The sequence below is a fragment of the Streptomyces sp. NPDC044061 genome (assembly GCF_056434305.1).
Genome location: NZ_JBWKFL010000056.1, coordinates 26884 through 42255, shown reverse-complemented (window position 1 = coordinate 42255; position 15372 = coordinate 26884). Strand labels below are relative to the sequence as shown.

The 15372-nt window shown below is 68.0% G+C and carries 11 protein-coding genes; 4 read left to right on the top strand and 7 right to left on the bottom strand.

Features of this window, described 5'->3' with window-relative positions:
• The first annotated feature begins 983 nt into the window (after positions 1–983).
• Positions 984–1358: a hypothetical protein gene (locus tag AC07CM_RS44135; protein WP_478882205.1), complete on the top strand. Its 375-nt coding sequence runs from the start codon at positions 984–986 to the stop codon at positions 1356–1358.
• A 166-nt stretch (positions 1359–1524) separates the two neighbouring features.
• Here AC07CM_RS44135 and AC07CM_RS44130 read toward each other — a convergent pair whose 3' ends face one another.
• A complete protein-coding gene (locus AC07CM_RS44130) occupies positions 1525–2790 on the bottom strand; it encodes an ISL3 family transposase (protein WP_478882204.1) in 1266 nt (421 codons plus the stop codon).
• Between the two features lie 510 nt (positions 2791–3300).
• On the opposite strand from AC07CM_RS44130, the gene AC07CM_RS44125 reads away from it, so the two are divergent.
• On the top strand, positions 3301–3513 hold the full coding sequence (locus AC07CM_RS44125) for a hypothetical protein (RefSeq protein WP_478882203.1): 213 nt from the start codon (positions 3301–3303) through the stop codon (positions 3511–3513).
• Between the two features lie 328 nt (positions 3514–3841).
• Here the strand turns inward: AC07CM_RS44125 and AC07CM_RS44120 are convergent, their stop codons facing one another.
• Positions 3842–6142 (bottom strand): FdhF/YdeP family oxidoreductase, encoded by a 2301-nt coding sequence (locus AC07CM_RS44120; protein WP_478882202.1) that lies wholly within the window; start codon positions 6140–6142, stop codon positions 3842–3844.
• A 224-nt stretch (positions 6143–6366) separates the two neighbouring features.
• Between AC07CM_RS44120 and AC07CM_RS44115 the strand changes: the two genes are divergently transcribed.
• On the top strand, positions 6367–7290 hold the full coding sequence (locus AC07CM_RS44115) for a LysR family transcriptional regulator (RefSeq protein ID WP_478882201.1): 924 nt from the start codon (positions 6367–6369) through the stop codon (positions 7288–7290).
• Between the two features lie 340 nt (positions 7291–7630).
• Positions 7631–7999 carry a hypothetical protein gene (locus AC07CM_RS44110; protein WP_478882200.1) on the top strand — a complete coding sequence of 123 codons (369 nt, stop codon included), beginning with the start codon at positions 7631–7633 and terminating at the stop codon, positions 7997–7999.
• A 5-nt stretch (positions 8000–8004) separates the two neighbouring features.
• Here the strand turns inward: AC07CM_RS44110 and AC07CM_RS44105 are convergent, their stop codons facing one another.
• From AC07CM_RS44105 to AC07CM_RS44085, 5 genes are all read right to left on the bottom strand, one after another.
• On the bottom strand, positions 8005–8796 hold the full coding sequence (locus AC07CM_RS44105) for a hypothetical protein (RefSeq protein WP_478882199.1): 792 nt from the start codon (positions 8794–8796) through the stop codon (positions 8005–8007).
• A gap of 2 nt (positions 8797–8798) precedes the next feature.
• Positions 8799–10904: a polysaccharide deacetylase family protein gene (locus AC07CM_RS44100; RefSeq protein WP_478882198.1), complete on the bottom strand. Its 2106-nt coding sequence runs from the start codon at positions 10902–10904 to the stop codon at positions 8799–8801.
• Positions 10905–11007: 103 nt separating this feature from the next.
• Positions 11008–12591 carry a glycosyltransferase family 2 protein gene (locus AC07CM_RS44095; protein WP_478882207.1) on the bottom strand — a complete coding sequence of 528 codons (1584 nt, stop codon included), beginning with the start codon at positions 12589–12591 and terminating at the stop codon, positions 11008–11010.
• A 2-nt stretch (positions 12592–12593) separates the two neighbouring features.
• Entirely contained in the window at positions 12594–13883 is a 1290-nt protein-coding gene (locus AC07CM_RS44090; protein ID WP_478882197.1) for a nucleotide sugar dehydrogenase, read from the bottom strand.
• A gap of 842 nt (positions 13884–14725) precedes the next feature.
• On the bottom strand, positions 14726–15277 hold the full coding sequence (locus tag AC07CM_RS44085) for a hypothetical protein (RefSeq protein ID WP_478882196.1): 552 nt from the start codon (positions 15275–15277) through the stop codon (positions 14726–14728).
• Positions 15278–15372: the final 95 nt, after the last annotated feature.

Below are 15372 nucleotides of genomic sequence, written 5' to 3'. Positions count from 1 at the left end.
GCGGTCCCACTCGGCTTCGAGTCCAGACCGGGCGGTCGCCGACACACGCAGCCGGTAGGTATACCGGGCAAACCCGGCCCCCTCCACACCACTCATGCCCAACTCCCGCCGATCAAACCGAACTTGGCTTGATCATATCAAGAAAGCGCAGGTCAGAACAGATGCGAAGAGAACTCCGCCGCTGCGCGAGGATCCATTCCTCCCCGGCCTGAAGCCTGGGTTCGACAGAATTCCCGTCACCTAGAGTCACAAGATGCGGTCTGACCAGGGGGGATGCGCTAGGTCATGGAGAGGGGGCGTGTCTCTAGGCGCTGGCATTCTCTCTGGTCAGCGCGGTGACGACCGCCAAGTGGCCCCTTCATGCTGGGGCGTTGCCACCACGCTACCCGATCACATAGCGCGCTTCGAGCCCCGTCGCGCTGCGCCGAGGCGGGCCCGTAAAAGTGGCAAAGGGTAATGAATCGCCCTCGGTTCTTGCGGCATTGCCAGAGAATCGTGCCTGTCTCGTCAGTTCCCTGACCAGCGGGAATGCCAGCGCCTAGAGACACGGACAATTCGGGTGTGAGGCGATGAAGTCGCAGGTCATGGCCCATTTTGTGTCTCTAGGTGAACTGACTTCTGTCGAACGCGGGTGAAGGCCGGGGCCTCCTGGAAGAAGTCCGGTGAACGCCTGCCCCGGGCCGGTGAGTTCACCTCACGCTGGTGGCCACGCGGGCTGAAACCGCGCCGCGCGCTCCCTCCGCGGCACGCGGTGGCCGCGCCCGCCTACCAAGCCCCCTACACGTGCACGTGTGCAGCGCGGTCATCCGTGCATAGGTGCGAGGACCGCTGGGTCTTGGTGCAAAGATGTGCGTGTCGCTTCCCAAATCCGAAGGGCTGGAGACCCGTTGCAGCCCCATTCCAGTTTCAATGCTTCGCCTCGCCGTCCGCGGCCGATCCAGTGCGCGCGGTACGCCCTGACGGTCACTGCGGCTGCTGACGGCGTGCGGTTGCTGCTGCTCGCCGAGCACGCCCACACCGGTGTGGTCAGCGTGCGCCGTGCCCAGTGCTGGCCCGCTGGTGCCGCAGAGGGGACGGTCGCAGCAGCTGCCGGCGCCGCCTACCGCACAGCAACAAACCAGGCGCCCACCAGCGTTCACGTGGTGCACACCGGACCGGGCAGCCTGTGGCCGACGGCGATCCGCCGTGCGGTCGGCCCGCTCGCCAACCTGACCACCCACTCCCCCACCACCACTGATGCCGGCTGGCCCGCCGCCGTGCGCTGTGCCCTGGCCGGCTTGAACCCCGACCAGGCCGAGGACTCCGAACAGGTGACCACCCTGGCCGAGCACGCCACCCTCCGCGCCGCAGGTGCGTGACGTAGCAACCACCCCACCTGGACCCGGCCTTTAGCAGGACACTCACCGGCGGCGGCCGGACGCAAAGCTCCTGCGTCTCAGGACCCGCTGCGTTCTCTCCTCGGCACGCTACCGGGTAGCGGGGTACTGGACGCCCCAATTATGGCTCTTCTGCTGTATGTGTGGGTCAGGCTGCAGCGGGTTGGCGGCCTGGTATCGGGCGGTCGCCTCCGAGGGTGAGCATGACGAGGGCGATGACGGCGTTGGCGGTGCGGAAGCCGAAGCCTCGGCGGATGATCAGGCGGGTCTTGGTGTTGGTGGACTCGATCAGCCCGTTCGACGGACGCTCGATGAGGGCGTTGACGATCGCCTCGCGGTGACGGCGTATGCGGCGGCCGAGGTCGACGAAGGTGGTGATGCGGCAGCGCTGGGCCCATGACAGCCACCGGTCCAGGGCGTCGACTGCCGCCCGCGTGTCCTGCTCGCGGGCGATGGCGAAGACCGTGCGCAGGCCCTCCTTGAGCAGGTAGGCGCGGTGCAGGCGTGGGTCGGTGGCCGCGATCCAGCCCAGTTTGGCCTGCTGGCGGGGTGTGAGGTCCTCGGGGTTCTTCCACAGCGCGAAGCGGGAGTCTTTCAACGCCCGGGCGGTGGCGGCGTCCTGGGCGTGGCGGCGGGCCCGGTTCCACGCCGCGCGCCGCTCGTCGTCCAACGCCTCGGTGCCCCAGGCGACGACGTGGAGCGGATCCATGGCGCGCACCGCCTGCGAGGCGTGGGCGGCGACGGTGTCGGCGATCCACTGCGCGCCGTCGGCGCAGATGTGCGTCAGCTTCGCGCTGCGTTGCGGGCCGAGCTCGTCGAAGAACGCCTCAAGGACTGCGCGGCCGTGGCCGTCGGCCATCCACACCACCTGCCGGGTGTGATGGTCGACCACCACGGTCATGTATCGCTGCCCCTTGCGGTAGGAGATCTCGTCGATGCCGATCCGGCGCAGGCCCGCCAGCCGGTCCACCTCGGCGTCCCGGTCGGCGACAAACCGCTCAACGATCGCCCCCACCGTGCGCCAGGAGATGCGCATCAACTGCGCGACGGCCGACTTGGAGCACTCGGCGGCCATCCAGGCGGCCTGCTGGTCGAAGACCCGCGTGTGGCCGGCCCCGTGCCGGGCCCAGGGCACTGCGGCGGCCACCACCCCGTGCGCACGGCAGCGCATCCGGGGCAGCTCGGCCTCCAGGAACACCTTCATCGTGCCCGCGTCCAGGCACCGCCAGCGCCGCAGCCCGCGCCCCTGGTCGTAGCCGCGTCCGGGGCGGCGGCAGATCCCGCACCGGTTCCGCTCCCGCACCACAGGCCGCACCCGGGCGACCAGCACACCCGCGTCCTGGTCGATCTCGACCTGCTCGACCACGGCCCGTTCGACCGTCAGGAGCTCTTTCCATATCCTGTTCGCAGACACGCCGTCTTCCTGCATGTGGATCTTGACCTCAGAGACCTTGAACCATATGCGTAAGACGGCGTGTTTCACGTATCAGGGCTGGTCAGGCACCCACACATACGGCAGAAGAGCCCCAATTATCCTGTAGTGAGCTGGAGGGGCGCTTGGGGGCCTGTGACCTGGGTTTTCCAGTGGGGACCCCACTGCCCACTCACCAGCAGCCCGGCACGGGCGCCGGCCTGCTGGCGGGTCCGGACGAGTCACGCGTGCGGGGGGCCTCGTTCCGGCGGGATTCGGAAGTCCGGTTTTCCCCGGGAGATGCCGGGTGCCGGGCATTCCAGGACGCGTTGCGCGTTTCGTCCGGGGTCAGTCCGGGCCTGCAGGTAGATGTCGCCGCTGAGGCGGGCTGCACCTCGGTAGCAAACGGGGAGAGTCTGGCCGCCTTTGAACAAGCCAGCCGTCGGGGTCAAGGGTGACCGAAAACGCACCCACCGTATCGGCCAGGGAAACCCAGCTGGCACGATGACCGGTATGAACAGCCAGGACAACGCCCTGGAGGCGGCAGCTACGGCGCTGGCCGAGGCGCAGGAAGCGGTCCACGTGGCGCGCAGGCACCTGACCGCGGTCATCGTCTCCGCCTACCAGGCTGGAGAGCCAGTCGCCCGCATCGCGCAACGCACCAACAAGACTGTCACCGAGATCCGGAATCTGCTGGCCGCCACCCAGACATCACGCCGCGCATAGCCACCACGGCCGACCCACAGGTCAAAACCGGATGGAGACGCCGTACGGCTTCGACACGGCGAAACGCCCCGCCGCCCGCACCGCTTCAGGCGCCTCGATGGCCTGTCGGCGACGGCCGTACCACCGTCTTCCGTCTCCCCCTCTCCGCACATCCATTCAAGCCGGAGGACTCAGACTCCGGAACAGACGTTGCAGCAGCGCCCGGTCCATCGTCACGTCCGGCACGGTCAGCAGGGCGTTCTGCAGCTGCGTCGTCAAAGCAGCCCAGGTAAGGAAGACACAGGCCGCCCCGAAACGCGCGGTGCGCGCCGTCGCGCGGTCATCCGGCCTATTCGTCGGTGTGTTCCGGTACCGGCTCCAGCCGTACGACAATGCTCTTGGAGGTGGGTGTGTTGCTGATGTCTGCAACGCTGTCCAGGGGCACGAGGACATTGGTTTCGGGGTAGTACGCGGCGGCGGAGCCGGAGGGCGTCGGGTAGGACACCACCCGAAAGCCCGGTGCACGGCGTTCCAGACCGTCGTGCCAGAGTCCGACCAGGTCGACTTCGCTGCCGTCGGTGATTCTCAGGGCTTCCAGATCGGTGGGGTTCACGAGGACTACGCGGCGGCCATTGCGGATACCTCGGTAGCGGTCGTTCATGGCGTAGGGGATGGTGTTCCACTGGTCGTGGGAGCGCAGTGTTTGCAGGATCAGATGCCCCTTGGGGGCTTGCAGCATCTCGAACCTGTTGCGTGTGAAGACGGCCTTGCCGCTCGGCGTGGGGAACCGTCGTTCATTGACCGGATTCGGCAGTCGGAAGCCGCCGGGACGGGCCACACGGGCGTTGAAGTCCTCGAAGCCGGGTACGACGCGGGCGATTCGGTCCCGGATGGTGCTGTAGTCCGCCTCGAATTGCTCCCATGGGATCGTCAGTTGGTCTCGGAGGGTGCGCCGGGCGAGGCGGCTGATGATGGCCACCTCGCTCAGTAGGCAGGGGGAGGCTGGAGCGAGTCGACCGCGTGAGGCGTGCACCTCGCTCATGGAGTCCTCGACGGTGACGAACTGCTCACCACCAGCCTGGACGTCACGGTCACTGCGACCAAGAGTCGGCAGGATCAGCGCAGTGTCTCCGCAGACCGTGTGGGAGCGGTTGAGCTTGGTGGAAATGTGCGCGGTCAGCCGGCACCGGCGCATCGCCTTCTCGGTGACCGTACTGTCGGACATGGCCCGTACGAAGTTGCCGGCCACGCCCAGGAAGACCTTGGCATGGCCGTCACGCATGGCCCGGATCGCGTCCACCGAGTCCAGGCCATGCGCGGTCGGCGGAGTGAAGCCGAACTCTCGCTGCAGGGCGTCGAGGAATGCCTGAGGCATCCGTTCCCATATACCCATGGTGCGGTCGCCCTGGACGTTGCTGTGGCCACGCACTGGGCACACGCCGGCTCCGGGCCTGCCGATGTTGCCGCGCAGCAAGAGGAAGTTGACCACCTCACGGATGGTCGGTACGCCGTGCTTGTGCTGGGTCAGTCCCATGGCCCAGCACACGATGACCTTGTTGCTGTTCAAGACCCGTGCGTGGACGGTTTCGATTTCCTTCCGGGTCAGCCCCGTGGCGGCGAGAACGTCCAGCCAGGACACGTTGCGAGCGTTCTTGGCGAAGTCGTCGAAGCCGGTGGTGTGTGAGCTTATGAAGGCGTGGTCGAGGACCGTGCCCGGCCGCTCGTCCTCCGCCTGGAGTAGCAGCAGGTTGAGCGCCTGAAACAGGGCGAGGTCACCGCCCGGGCGGATCTGCAGGAACTGGTCGGCGATCGCGGTTCCCTGGCCGATCACCCCGCGTGCCTTCTGTGGGTTTTTGAACCTCTGCAGCCCGGCCTCGGGCAGGGGATTCACTGCGACGACCTGCCCGCCGTTGCGCTTGGTTTCCTCCAGCGCGGAGAGCATGCGGGGGTGGTTGGTTCCGGGGTTTTGTCCCACCACGAAGACCAGGTCGGCGTTGTAGAGGTCCTGCAGACTCACGCTGCCCTTGCCGATGCCCAGCGTTTCGTTCAGTGCGGCACCGCTGGACTCGTGGCACATGTTGGAGCAGTCCGGCAGGTTGTTGGTGCCAAAGGCTCGGGCGAAGAGCTGGAGAAGGAACGCCGCCTCGTTTCCTACCCTGCCGGAGGTGTAGAACAGGGCTTCGTCGGGCGAGTCCAGCCGATTGAGCTCGTCGGCCATGAGACCCAATGCATCTTCCCAGGTGATGGGCTCGTAGTGGTCCGAGTCTGGGCGCTTGACCATGGGCTCGGTGAGTCGGCCCTGCTGGTTGAGCCAGTAGTCGGACTTACCGTCCAGTTCGGAGATCGGATACTGACGGAAGAACTCCGCAGTGACGCGGCGCGAGGTCGCCTCGTCATTGATGTGCTTGGCACCGTTCTCGCAGTACTCGTTGCGGTGCCGACGCCCCGGTGCGGGCTCGGGCCAGGCACAGCCAGGGCAGTCGAGCCCTGCGGCCTGATTGATGTTGAGCAGCGTCAGCGCGGTTCGCCGGATGGTGGTCTGCCCGAGGGAGTATTGGAGCGCGTGCCGTACACCGGGCACGCCAGCCGCCCACGTCTTGGGCGCCGTAACAGACAGACGCTCATCACCGGGGTCTTCGATCTCGCTCATCGTCCGGGGAGCCTTCCCTCTGCTGCTGCTGTGCAGGAGTTTCGTCCGGGGGGGACGGTCCGCTGTCTGGCACCTTCGCTCCGTCGGTCAGAGCGCGTCAAAGTGGCTTCTTCGATGAGTGATCGGCATCGCCTATCACGCCCGCTCGATGAGTGGTGTGCAGCCAGTTGGTGGCGCAGGCCGGCCGATTGGCGCCTGCGGTCAGGGGCGAGTAGACCCGTGATGTGCTGCTACGCCAACTCGAATATCTCATCGCCCTCGCTCGTGAGCGCCACTTCGCCAGAGCCGCCGAGGCGTGCCATGTCTCGCAACCGACCCTGTCGGAAGGACTGCGGAAACTCGAGACGGAGTTGAACCTCTCCCTGGTCCGCAGAGATCGAAAGTTCGAGGGGCTGACGCCCGAGGGGGAACGCATCGTCGTCTGGGCGCAGAAGATCCTCTCCGACCGAGATGCGCTGCAGAACGAGGCGGCAGCGCTGCGAAGTGGACTGAGCGGGCAATTGTGCATCGGTTCGGTGCCGACCGCGGCCACGGCCGTTTCCCTCCTGACTGAACCCTTCTGTGCGCAGCATCCACTGGTCACCGTCCAGGTGCAGAACGACCTGCGAACCACGGAGGTGATCGAGAAGCTGCAGAGCTATGAGATCGACGCCGGCCTCACCTACTTCAGCGCAGACCTCGCTCAGCGGTTCGAGTTCGTGCCGTTGTACCAAGAGCGCTACGTTCTCCTGACCCGGCTACCGTTGGGCAGCGGTCGGACAGCGCAGGTCGGCTGGGAAGAGGCGGCGCAGCAACCCCTTTGCCTGCTCGTTCCGACCATGCATGGACGTCGCGTGTTGGACGCGGTCTTCCAAGACATCGGTGCACCGGTGCGGCCCCAAGTCGAAACCGACTCGATCGCCTCCTTGTTCGCACACGTCCGGACGGGTCGCTGGGCGAGCGTCGTGCCGCATACATGGCTGCATGTCTTCGGGGTGCCCATGGGCATGCAGGCGGTCCCTCTCGTACGACCGACACGTACCGAGCGCATGGGCCTAGCCATTGCCAAACGGGACCCGGCATCGGTCATGGCCCGTGCTCTCGTAGACATCGCCCGGCGCGCCGACATCACCGCTTCCCTCGATACCGTCCCAGACTCGTCAGCCTAGGCCCCCTGCCGCTCGCCTTCAGGCCGCACCACACGCTGGGACAGTTCATACCCGAAGTAGCCACAATGCCGATTCGCTGCGGCCCGCACGGGGCTGCCGGACGGCGCCCAGGACACGACCACGGGGCGCAGGGATGCGGATGGAGCCGGGCCCGGCGTGAAGCCGCCGTCGCCACCGCCCTCGCGGTATGGGGTCAAGCCGGGCCGTCCTGCCTGTCCCTGGAAGAACCCCGGCGGCACGGTTGGTCGAGAACTTCGCCCACCCTTTCCCGCTCCACGCGGCGCCGCTGCTCTTCCCGGCGGATACGCGGCGGCGGGTGAGGTAGGCGTCCCGGCGCGGGTTGCCGATCGCCTTCAACAGCGGCTCGCAGTGGCCGCGGCCTAACGCCGGCATCGCGCATCTCAAGGTGCACCGCCGTGCGCAAGCTGGAGGCCGCTCGCCGCGCGGACCTGACGCGGTTTTGGTCGAGGAGCCCGAAGCGCACCTTCACCCGCAGCTGCAGAACCTGCTGCTGGATCACCTCAAGTACCAGGCGTTGCGATCGCAGCATGTGCTGGACTACTCGGGCGGCCTACCGGCCGCCGAGCAGGCGGTTCACCAGGAGATCCGGTTGACGGGCCGCTACCGTCTGCTCCGCTCGCTGCCGAACCAGACCTCGACAGGCGGGGGCGCTTCGAGATCTGGGTCGGGCAGCGGGCGTCCTGAGTGAGTGGTTCAGGCTCTGCGGGCCCAGAAGTCGCCGAACCACAACTGGCTGTTGTCGACGCGCAGGCCTACTCCGCCCGGCGCGGTGAGTGGGCCCGGTGTGCGGTCGATGGTGTGCAGCACCTCCGTGCCGTCGACGGCCAGGCGCAGCCGGATCCCGGAGAGGGTGTTCACGGCGCTGGCCTCGATCCGGTGCCAGTCGCCGTAGCTGATGGCATGCCGGCCTTCGGCGACTGTCGTGTAGTCGCCGCCGTTCGCGGCCGCCGGGTCGTGGGCCGGAAGCTTCCGTTTGATTACCACTGAGCCGTCGCGGCGCCGGAAGCTGAGCGCGTACAACTCCTGTGGGGTGTGGTAGCGCAGCCAGACGTGGGCGCCGTCCCAGTCCTGCTTCGGGGTGCGTGGGGTCGTGATCGGCTGCAGCAGTCGCACCTTGAAGGAGACCGAGACCGGTCCGAAGTCCCGGCGCCGGCTCACCAGCCGGAAGACTGCCGAGTCGTTCGCGGTGGCCGAGTTGGGGCCGGTCTCGCCGGCGTCGGGGTGGCCGGTCCAGCCGCGGCCGCTGCTGGCGAACAGCGACCCGCTGGTGACGACCCAGTCGGAGGAGTTGTGGGCGTCGCTGTCGTGGGGGTTGCGGAACGCCCACTCGTTGGTGACCAGGCCGTCCGCGCCGAAACGTGGACGGAAGTCGGGGACGTTGTCGTTTCCGGACAGCTCCCAGGCGCCGCCGTCCCCGGCGGTTGCCGCGCCGAGCCCCGCTGCCGCACCGGCTCGGATGAGTTGGCGTCGTTTCAGTCCGGCCACGGTCAGCTTGTCCTGGCGATCGCTGTAACCCTGAGGTTCTGCACGGTCGGCCACGACTGCCGGGTCAGGTCCCGGTAGGCCGAGAAGCCCACTCCGCCGGTCTCGCCCTTGGCGATCAGGCTGAGGTTGGTCGAGCCGTCCACGGTGATCAGGGTCCGCTCGGCGGTCACGCTGATCGCCACGGCGTGGGTGGGCGCCGGTGTGAGCGGGCGGCTGGCCACCAGTGCCTGGTTGTCCGCGTTTCCTGCATAGACGTCCAGATGGTCGAGGTAGACCCGCACGCTGATCGCGAGGGGGCTGCCGACCCGGACCCAGAGTGCCCCGCTTACCTGGGTGTCGGTCAGACGGGTGATCGTCCCGAACAGGGTGTAGCCGTCCCAGCGGGCGGTCGCGTCGGGCCGGTAGGCGCCGTATGCGGAAAGTGTGCGGCCCTGTGGGGTCATCTGGCGGCCGTTGCTCTCGAAGGGCGCCTTGACTCCTGGGGCGGAGACCCATGGGGCGTTGGGGGCGAGCAGGGCTGCGTCGCCGACCGGTTGCTGGGTGCCGGTGGTGTCGCGTGGCTCGTCGGCGATGTCGACGACTCGCAGGGAGGCGAAGCGGGGCCAGGCGGCTCCCGGTCTGTTGATGCCGACGCGCAGTGCGATGCCGCCGGAGAGTGTGGCGGGGTTGCCGGTGGCCGGCAGCGTCACGTGTACCGTGCCGTCCACCCAGATGTCAGTGGTGTTGTCACGCACCGTGATCCGCAGGACATGGCTGGAGCCCGGGGCCAGGTGCTCGACCACCTTCTTCCTGCCCGGAACGGAGATCGTCAGGAGCTGGCTCACGCTGACGGAAACGGGGGCGGCGCTGCCGTTGCGGACCTGTACCGTGCCTTGGTTGGTGCCGTCGCCCAGCTCGGAGATGCGTGTATCTACTTCGTAGTTGGTCCAGTCGACACTGCTCATGGGCCGGTATGCGGCTCCCAGGTAGCGCACCCGCTGGTTCGTGTCCGGGTAGGGGCCGGCGCCGGTGAAGGAGCCTGCGCCTTGCAGGCCGGTGCCGTCGTCGTGCTTCCACAGGTGCTGTTGTGCCAGCGGCGCGCTGGCCTGCGGGGCGACCTGGGTCCAGCCGATCACCTTGGTGAGCAGTTGTGAGGCGGTGGTCGACTTGACCACCTCCAGGCGCTGCACCTGTTGGGCGGCGGCCGCGCGTCGGCTGGCCGGCAGCGGGCGGGAGGAGACGTTGGTCATGGTGGCCACGAATTTGCTGTCGAGGATTGCCTGCAGGGACTGATCGGAAGTCGGCAGGTTGGGCCGTTCCGTCGCCTCTGAGAAGGGGAAGGCGAACAGTTTCGGGGCGGGCAGGTCGTGGTTGGCGAAGTCGTCGAAGGAGTGCTGGAGGTCGGCGCGGACGCGGGCCTCGTACTCCGCGTCGGTCTCCTGGCGGTGCAGGCGTGGCAGCCAGAGCCGGTTGGCCAGCGCCGATGCCTTGTGCCCGTGGGCGTCGATCGCCCCGCGGTGGTGGAGGTTGTAGGTGTGGTCCTGGAAGTCCCAGCGTCCCGAGGACTGCATCCTGGCGATTTCGCTCCAGGACAGGTAGTACGGGCGGCGGTCGACGCTGCCGGTGATCAGGAAGACTGCTCCGTGCATGTGATGCCGGGCCAGGATCCGATCGCCGTAGACCCACAGGCCGTTGGGGCCGTCGTCGAAGGTGATGAAGACCGAGCGCGGCGGGGCGGGCTCCCCCTTCAGGTAGGCGACGAACTCGTCGCCGGTCAGGCTCCGGTAGCCGGCCTTCTCCAGTGCGGTCAGCTGCGCGTCGAAGGCGGCAGGGGTGACTGTGTAGTCACTGGAGGAGGGCCCGATGTCGTGGTAGGCCAGCACGACCGGGGCCGACGTGGCCGGCAGTTGCTTGGTCGAGCTGGTCCAGGAGGCGGCGTCCTTGGTGTCGATCTGCACCGGCGGCGTGCTGATCTGATGGCTCATGTACTTGACGTACAGGTAGTACTCGGCGGCGGCGTAGAACGGCAGGGCGAGTATGGCGAGGGCCAGCAGCCCCAGCCCGAAGCGGGCCGGCCAGTGCCACACGCCCCGGGGGTGCTTGCGGGAGTGCCGGTTCAGCTCGGTCACGGCAGGATGCTCCCTCGGGACAGCACGATGGCGTACACGCCGCACACCACGGCGATGGACAGCAGGGCGGCGGTGCATCGCCCCAGCAGGCGCAGGGCGTTCATCAGGTCAGGCTCCTTGCCCAGATGCCACGGCGGATGGTGGCGAATGAATACGGCAGCAGCCAGGCCAGCAGCAGTGCGGAGAGCAGGCTCATCAGCGGCCGGTAGCGCCAGCGGCCGTCCCTGGGGTTGTCCGCCTTGAATGCCAGGCCCCAGATGAATCCCTTGAGCAGGACGCCGCACAGGTAGAGGAGGGTGAGGAAGGCCATGCCGTGCAGCGGCGCCCACAGCAGATGGCGGAAGGCCATGATCGGGGCGGCCACCACCCACAGCGCGTGGCCGTAGTAGAGCGCTGCCGGTCCCAAGCCACGGCGCCACATGAAGGAGCCGGTGAAGAAGAGGTTGCGGATGAAGCTCTTCTTCCAGCGGATCTGCTGCTTCATGAAGGAGCGGAAGCTCTCCGGCACGTTCGTCCAGACCTTGGCGGACTGCACGTAGCCGATACGCCAGGCGCGCTCGGGGTAGTCGCGTTCGGTCACGAAGGGCGAGTCGGCGTACTGCCGCTTGAGCTTTCTGCCGCGCCAGCGCTGGCCGAGCACGTAGCCGGTCAGCTGGCGGTCGGTGGCGAAGCGGAACGGGGCACCCATGAACCGGTCGCCGGCCCAGGCGGGCAGGTAGTTGTAGATGGCGTCGCGGCGGAAGACCGCGAGCGGCCCGGAGACGCAGGTGACCGAGCCGAAGGTGGACTCGGCTGCCTTGGCGACCCGGAACTGCCCCTCGTACCAGACGTCCTGGGCCTTGGTGAAGACGGTGCGGGCCACGTTGAGGGCCCGGGCGTGACCGCTGACGGCGCCCAGCTCCGGGTGGCTGACCAGGGCGCGTACGCAGCGGGCGAGGGCGTCGGGGGCCAGGATGCAGTCGGAGTCGGTGAAGGCGATGATGTCACCGTCGGCTATCTCGCACGCCTTGACCAGCGCGTACTTCTTGCCGAGGTTCTTGTCCAGGTAGAGCACGGTGATGCCGAGTTCGGCCTCGAGGCGGCGCAGCAGGTCGCGGGTGCCGTCGGTCGACATGTCGTCCACGACGATGATCTGGAGCAGGTCCTCGTCGTAGTCGCACAGGGCCATCGAGCGCACGCAGGCCTCGATGCAGTCGACCTCGTCCTTGACTGCCAGCAGGAAGCTGACCGTGGGCCGTGCAGGCAGCGAGGGGAAGTGGGCCAGCTTCTTCGGCTTGGGGCGCCTGCGCAGGATCCGCTCGGAGGGGTCGTCGTAGCGGCTGTAGGCGATGTAGAGCATGGCGATGGTGCCGCACAGCACGGTGAAGCCGTAGCCGAGTACCAGGGGGCTCTGCGCCAGGCGCGGGGCCTCGCGGGCCAGGATCAGCAGCAGCGGCAGCAGGCAGAGCAGGGTCAGCACGCGGCGGGTGCTGTGGCGCAGCGCCGGGTGCATCGCGTCGAGCCGGCGGCGCAGGAGGCCGGGCCGGATTCTGCGGGCCGAACGCAGCTGCGGCAGCGGCGGGGGCGCCGGGCGTTCTGCCCCCAGGCGGCGGAAGGTGAGTGTCTCGTCGCCGGGGGGAAGGGGAGGGTGCGGTTGGAGCCGGTCGTGGGGGAAGAACTGCTCGACGAGCGGATCGGGGCCAGGCATGGTCACACGACCGCCTTGGCGGGGAGCGAGGCGAGGCGGTAGGTGGCGTCCAGCACCAGCGGGTGGGCTTGTAGCCAGGTGAGGTCCATGCCGGGCTGGACGGTGTGCACCAGGACCAGGTCCCAAAGCTCGTGTTCGGGGGCGGGGGTGCTCGCCAGGTGGTGCGCGCCTATGCGCAGCGAGGGTATGAGCGGGTCGTGGTAGGCGGTCTTCGCGCCGGCCTCGGTGAGTTCCTCGAGGATCTCCAGGGCCGGGGACTCGCGTACGTCGGCGACGCCGGCCTTGTAGGCCGCTCCGAGGATGAGAACGTTGGCGCCGGAGACACTGCGGCCGGCGTCCCCGAGCAGCTCACGGACCCGCTGCACGACCTTGCGCGGGCGGGAGGCGATGGCCGCCATGGCGGTGTCGATGAGGGGGGAGACGATCCGCCGGGCGCGCAGCTGCCACAGCAGGTAGTGCGGATCGCACGGGATGCAGTGCCCGCCGACGCCGGGACCGGGGTAGAAGGGCATGAAGCCATAGGGCTTGGTCGCGGCGGCGTCGATGATCCGGATCGGTTCCAGGCCCAGACCGCGGCAGTTCTCCGCGAACTCGTTCGCCAGCGCGATGTTGACGGCGCGGAAGGTGTTCTCCCACAGCTTCGTCATCTCCGCCTCTTCGGCCGAGGGCAGCGCGTGTACCGACGGAGCGGTCCGCGCCAGCACGGCGACGGCCAGCGCGGTGCTGCGCGGGCCGGCCCCGCCGACCACACGCGGGGTGGTCTCCTGCGCGTGGTGCGCGTTGCCCGGGTCGATGCGCTCGGGGGAGAAAGCGACGAAGACGTCCGAGTCCACCAGCAGTCCGCGCGCGGTGAGCGGCTCGACCAGCAGGTCCCGGGTGGTACCCACGTAGGTGGTGGAGGTCAGCATCAGCAGCTGCCCGGCGACGGCGTGCCGCACGGCGTCGGCACAGGCGCCGGCCATCGCGCCCAGGTCCGGCACCAGGTGCTGGTCGACCGGGGTGGGCACGCAGATCAGCACGGTGCGGGCGGCGCAGAGCGCAGCCGGGTCGCTCGTCAGCGTCAGCCGGCCGCTGTCGCGCAGCCGGGCGAGCCGCTCGCGGTCGGAGGGCAGCAGGTCCACCTCCCCGCTGCGGATGGCCTCAAGGCGCCGCTCACTGACGTCGATACCGATCACATCGTTGCCCGCTTCGAGTAAGGCCAGCGCGGTCGGCAGGCCGACATAGCCGAGCCCGACGACGGCCACGGGAGCCTGGGCGTGCTCCTCGGGCGCAAGTGGAATGGAAACAGGCATGAATGTGCCCCCCTGCCGCAAGTCACGTCTGTCTGATGGCGCGCGGAAGGAGTGGTGCGGCGCCGGCTCCCCCCTGAGCGCAGTGACATACGGATATCACTCAACTCCGGTCCGTCAAAGTCAGGTTGTGACGGTGGAAGGGTGACTCTGACCGCTACTAGCCCGAATTTCAGCACTTAACGCGGGGAGAAAACAGAGAAAACCGCCACACATGCCACCGATCGTTTGTGATGATCCTGTAATGAACTAATGATTGGCCGGTGAAGGGGCATGGTTTGGGCAGGCCCCTGAGCGACATACAGGATGGGACGACCAGACACCAACACGTAAGCGCCGCTTCATGAACACCTGACACGCGGCGATCGCACTGGTACGGCCACGGTGGACCGTCATCGTTGCGCCCATCGCCTCCCAGGCGCGCCCGCCGTGGTGTCACCGACCTTTGACGACACGCTCCAAGGACCAGTTCGCCAACGCCCTGCCCGCACTGCTCGGCCATGGCATGCCCACGACCTTCTACGTCATCAGCGGCCGGGCGATTCCGACCCCAACTCGCTGACATCCGCCCGCCCAGCTCCGCACGCTCGCGGCACACGGCGACGAGATCGCCGGCCACACCGTCACGCACCCGAACGGCCCCCACTGGGGAGCGACGACCAGCAGCGCGACACCTGCAGCGGACGCACGGCGCTGATGAAACGGGGCTTCACCGTCACTGACTTCACATGACCATCCCGGGTTCCTGCACCCGATACCCGAACGCCGAGAGCGTGTCGACGATCCCTACGACGTACGCACTTCGACTCGGTGAAGGCCACCACCACGCCATCGCAAGGGCTGCGTCACTCAGGCCCGAACGGCGGTGACTGGGCGCCCATCGTCTTCCACCACCTCTGCGACGGCTGCGACCCGACGTACGCGGTCAGCCCGTCCCCGCCCTCGACCTTCCCGAACCGGCTCCGACCCAGCAACGGCCATATGCCCGCAGTCCGCACACACCGGCGCGCCTCACCGCGCCGCTGCTCTTCCCAGGCGGCTTGACAGCGCCGGACGACGTAGGCGCCCCGGCGGGGATTGCCGATCGCCTCCAGCAGCGGCTGACGGTGGTCGCGGCCCAAGCGCCAGAACGCGGGCCCCGCCGGACCGGCTCGCACAGCAGCCCCAGCGTGGTCGCCACGGTCAGGATGCATCCGTCGCAGGAGTGCAAGCCGTCCTCCCTGCCAGTGGTGGCGGGTGAGGTCGGCGACCCTCTCCATCTGTCTGTTGGCGAAGCGCTTGCCGACCTGGTGGAAAACGAGCAGGACCGGCGGGTGCACCCGCTCGTACTCCTTCGAAGGGGGCGCGGACCAGCGGGTGCGCCACATCGGCTTCTCGATGCAGTCGGTGTCCTTCACCTTCCGGCTTGAAGAACCGCATGTACGTGTCGAACTTCCTTCCGATCAGGACGGCTTCCTCGGTGCCGTTGTCGACCTCGATGAACAGCATCGAC

Coding starts and splice junctions, on each gene's coding strand:
- AC07CM_RS44125 (WP_478882203.1), top strand. CDS start 3,301: ATGAACAGCCAGGACAACGCCCTGGAGGCGGCAGCTACGGCGCTGGCC.
- AC07CM_RS44120 (WP_478882202.1), bottom strand. CDS start 6,142: ATGAGCGAGATCGAAGACCCCGGTGATGAGCGTCTGTCTGTTACGGCG.
- AC07CM_RS44095 (WP_478882207.1), bottom strand. CDS start 12,591: ATGCCTGGCCCCGATCCGCTCGTCGAGCAGTTCTTCCCCCACGACCGG.
- AC07CM_RS44090 (WP_478882197.1), bottom strand. CDS start 13,883: ATGCCTGTTTCCATTCCACTTGCGCCCGAGGAGCACGCCCAGGCTCCC.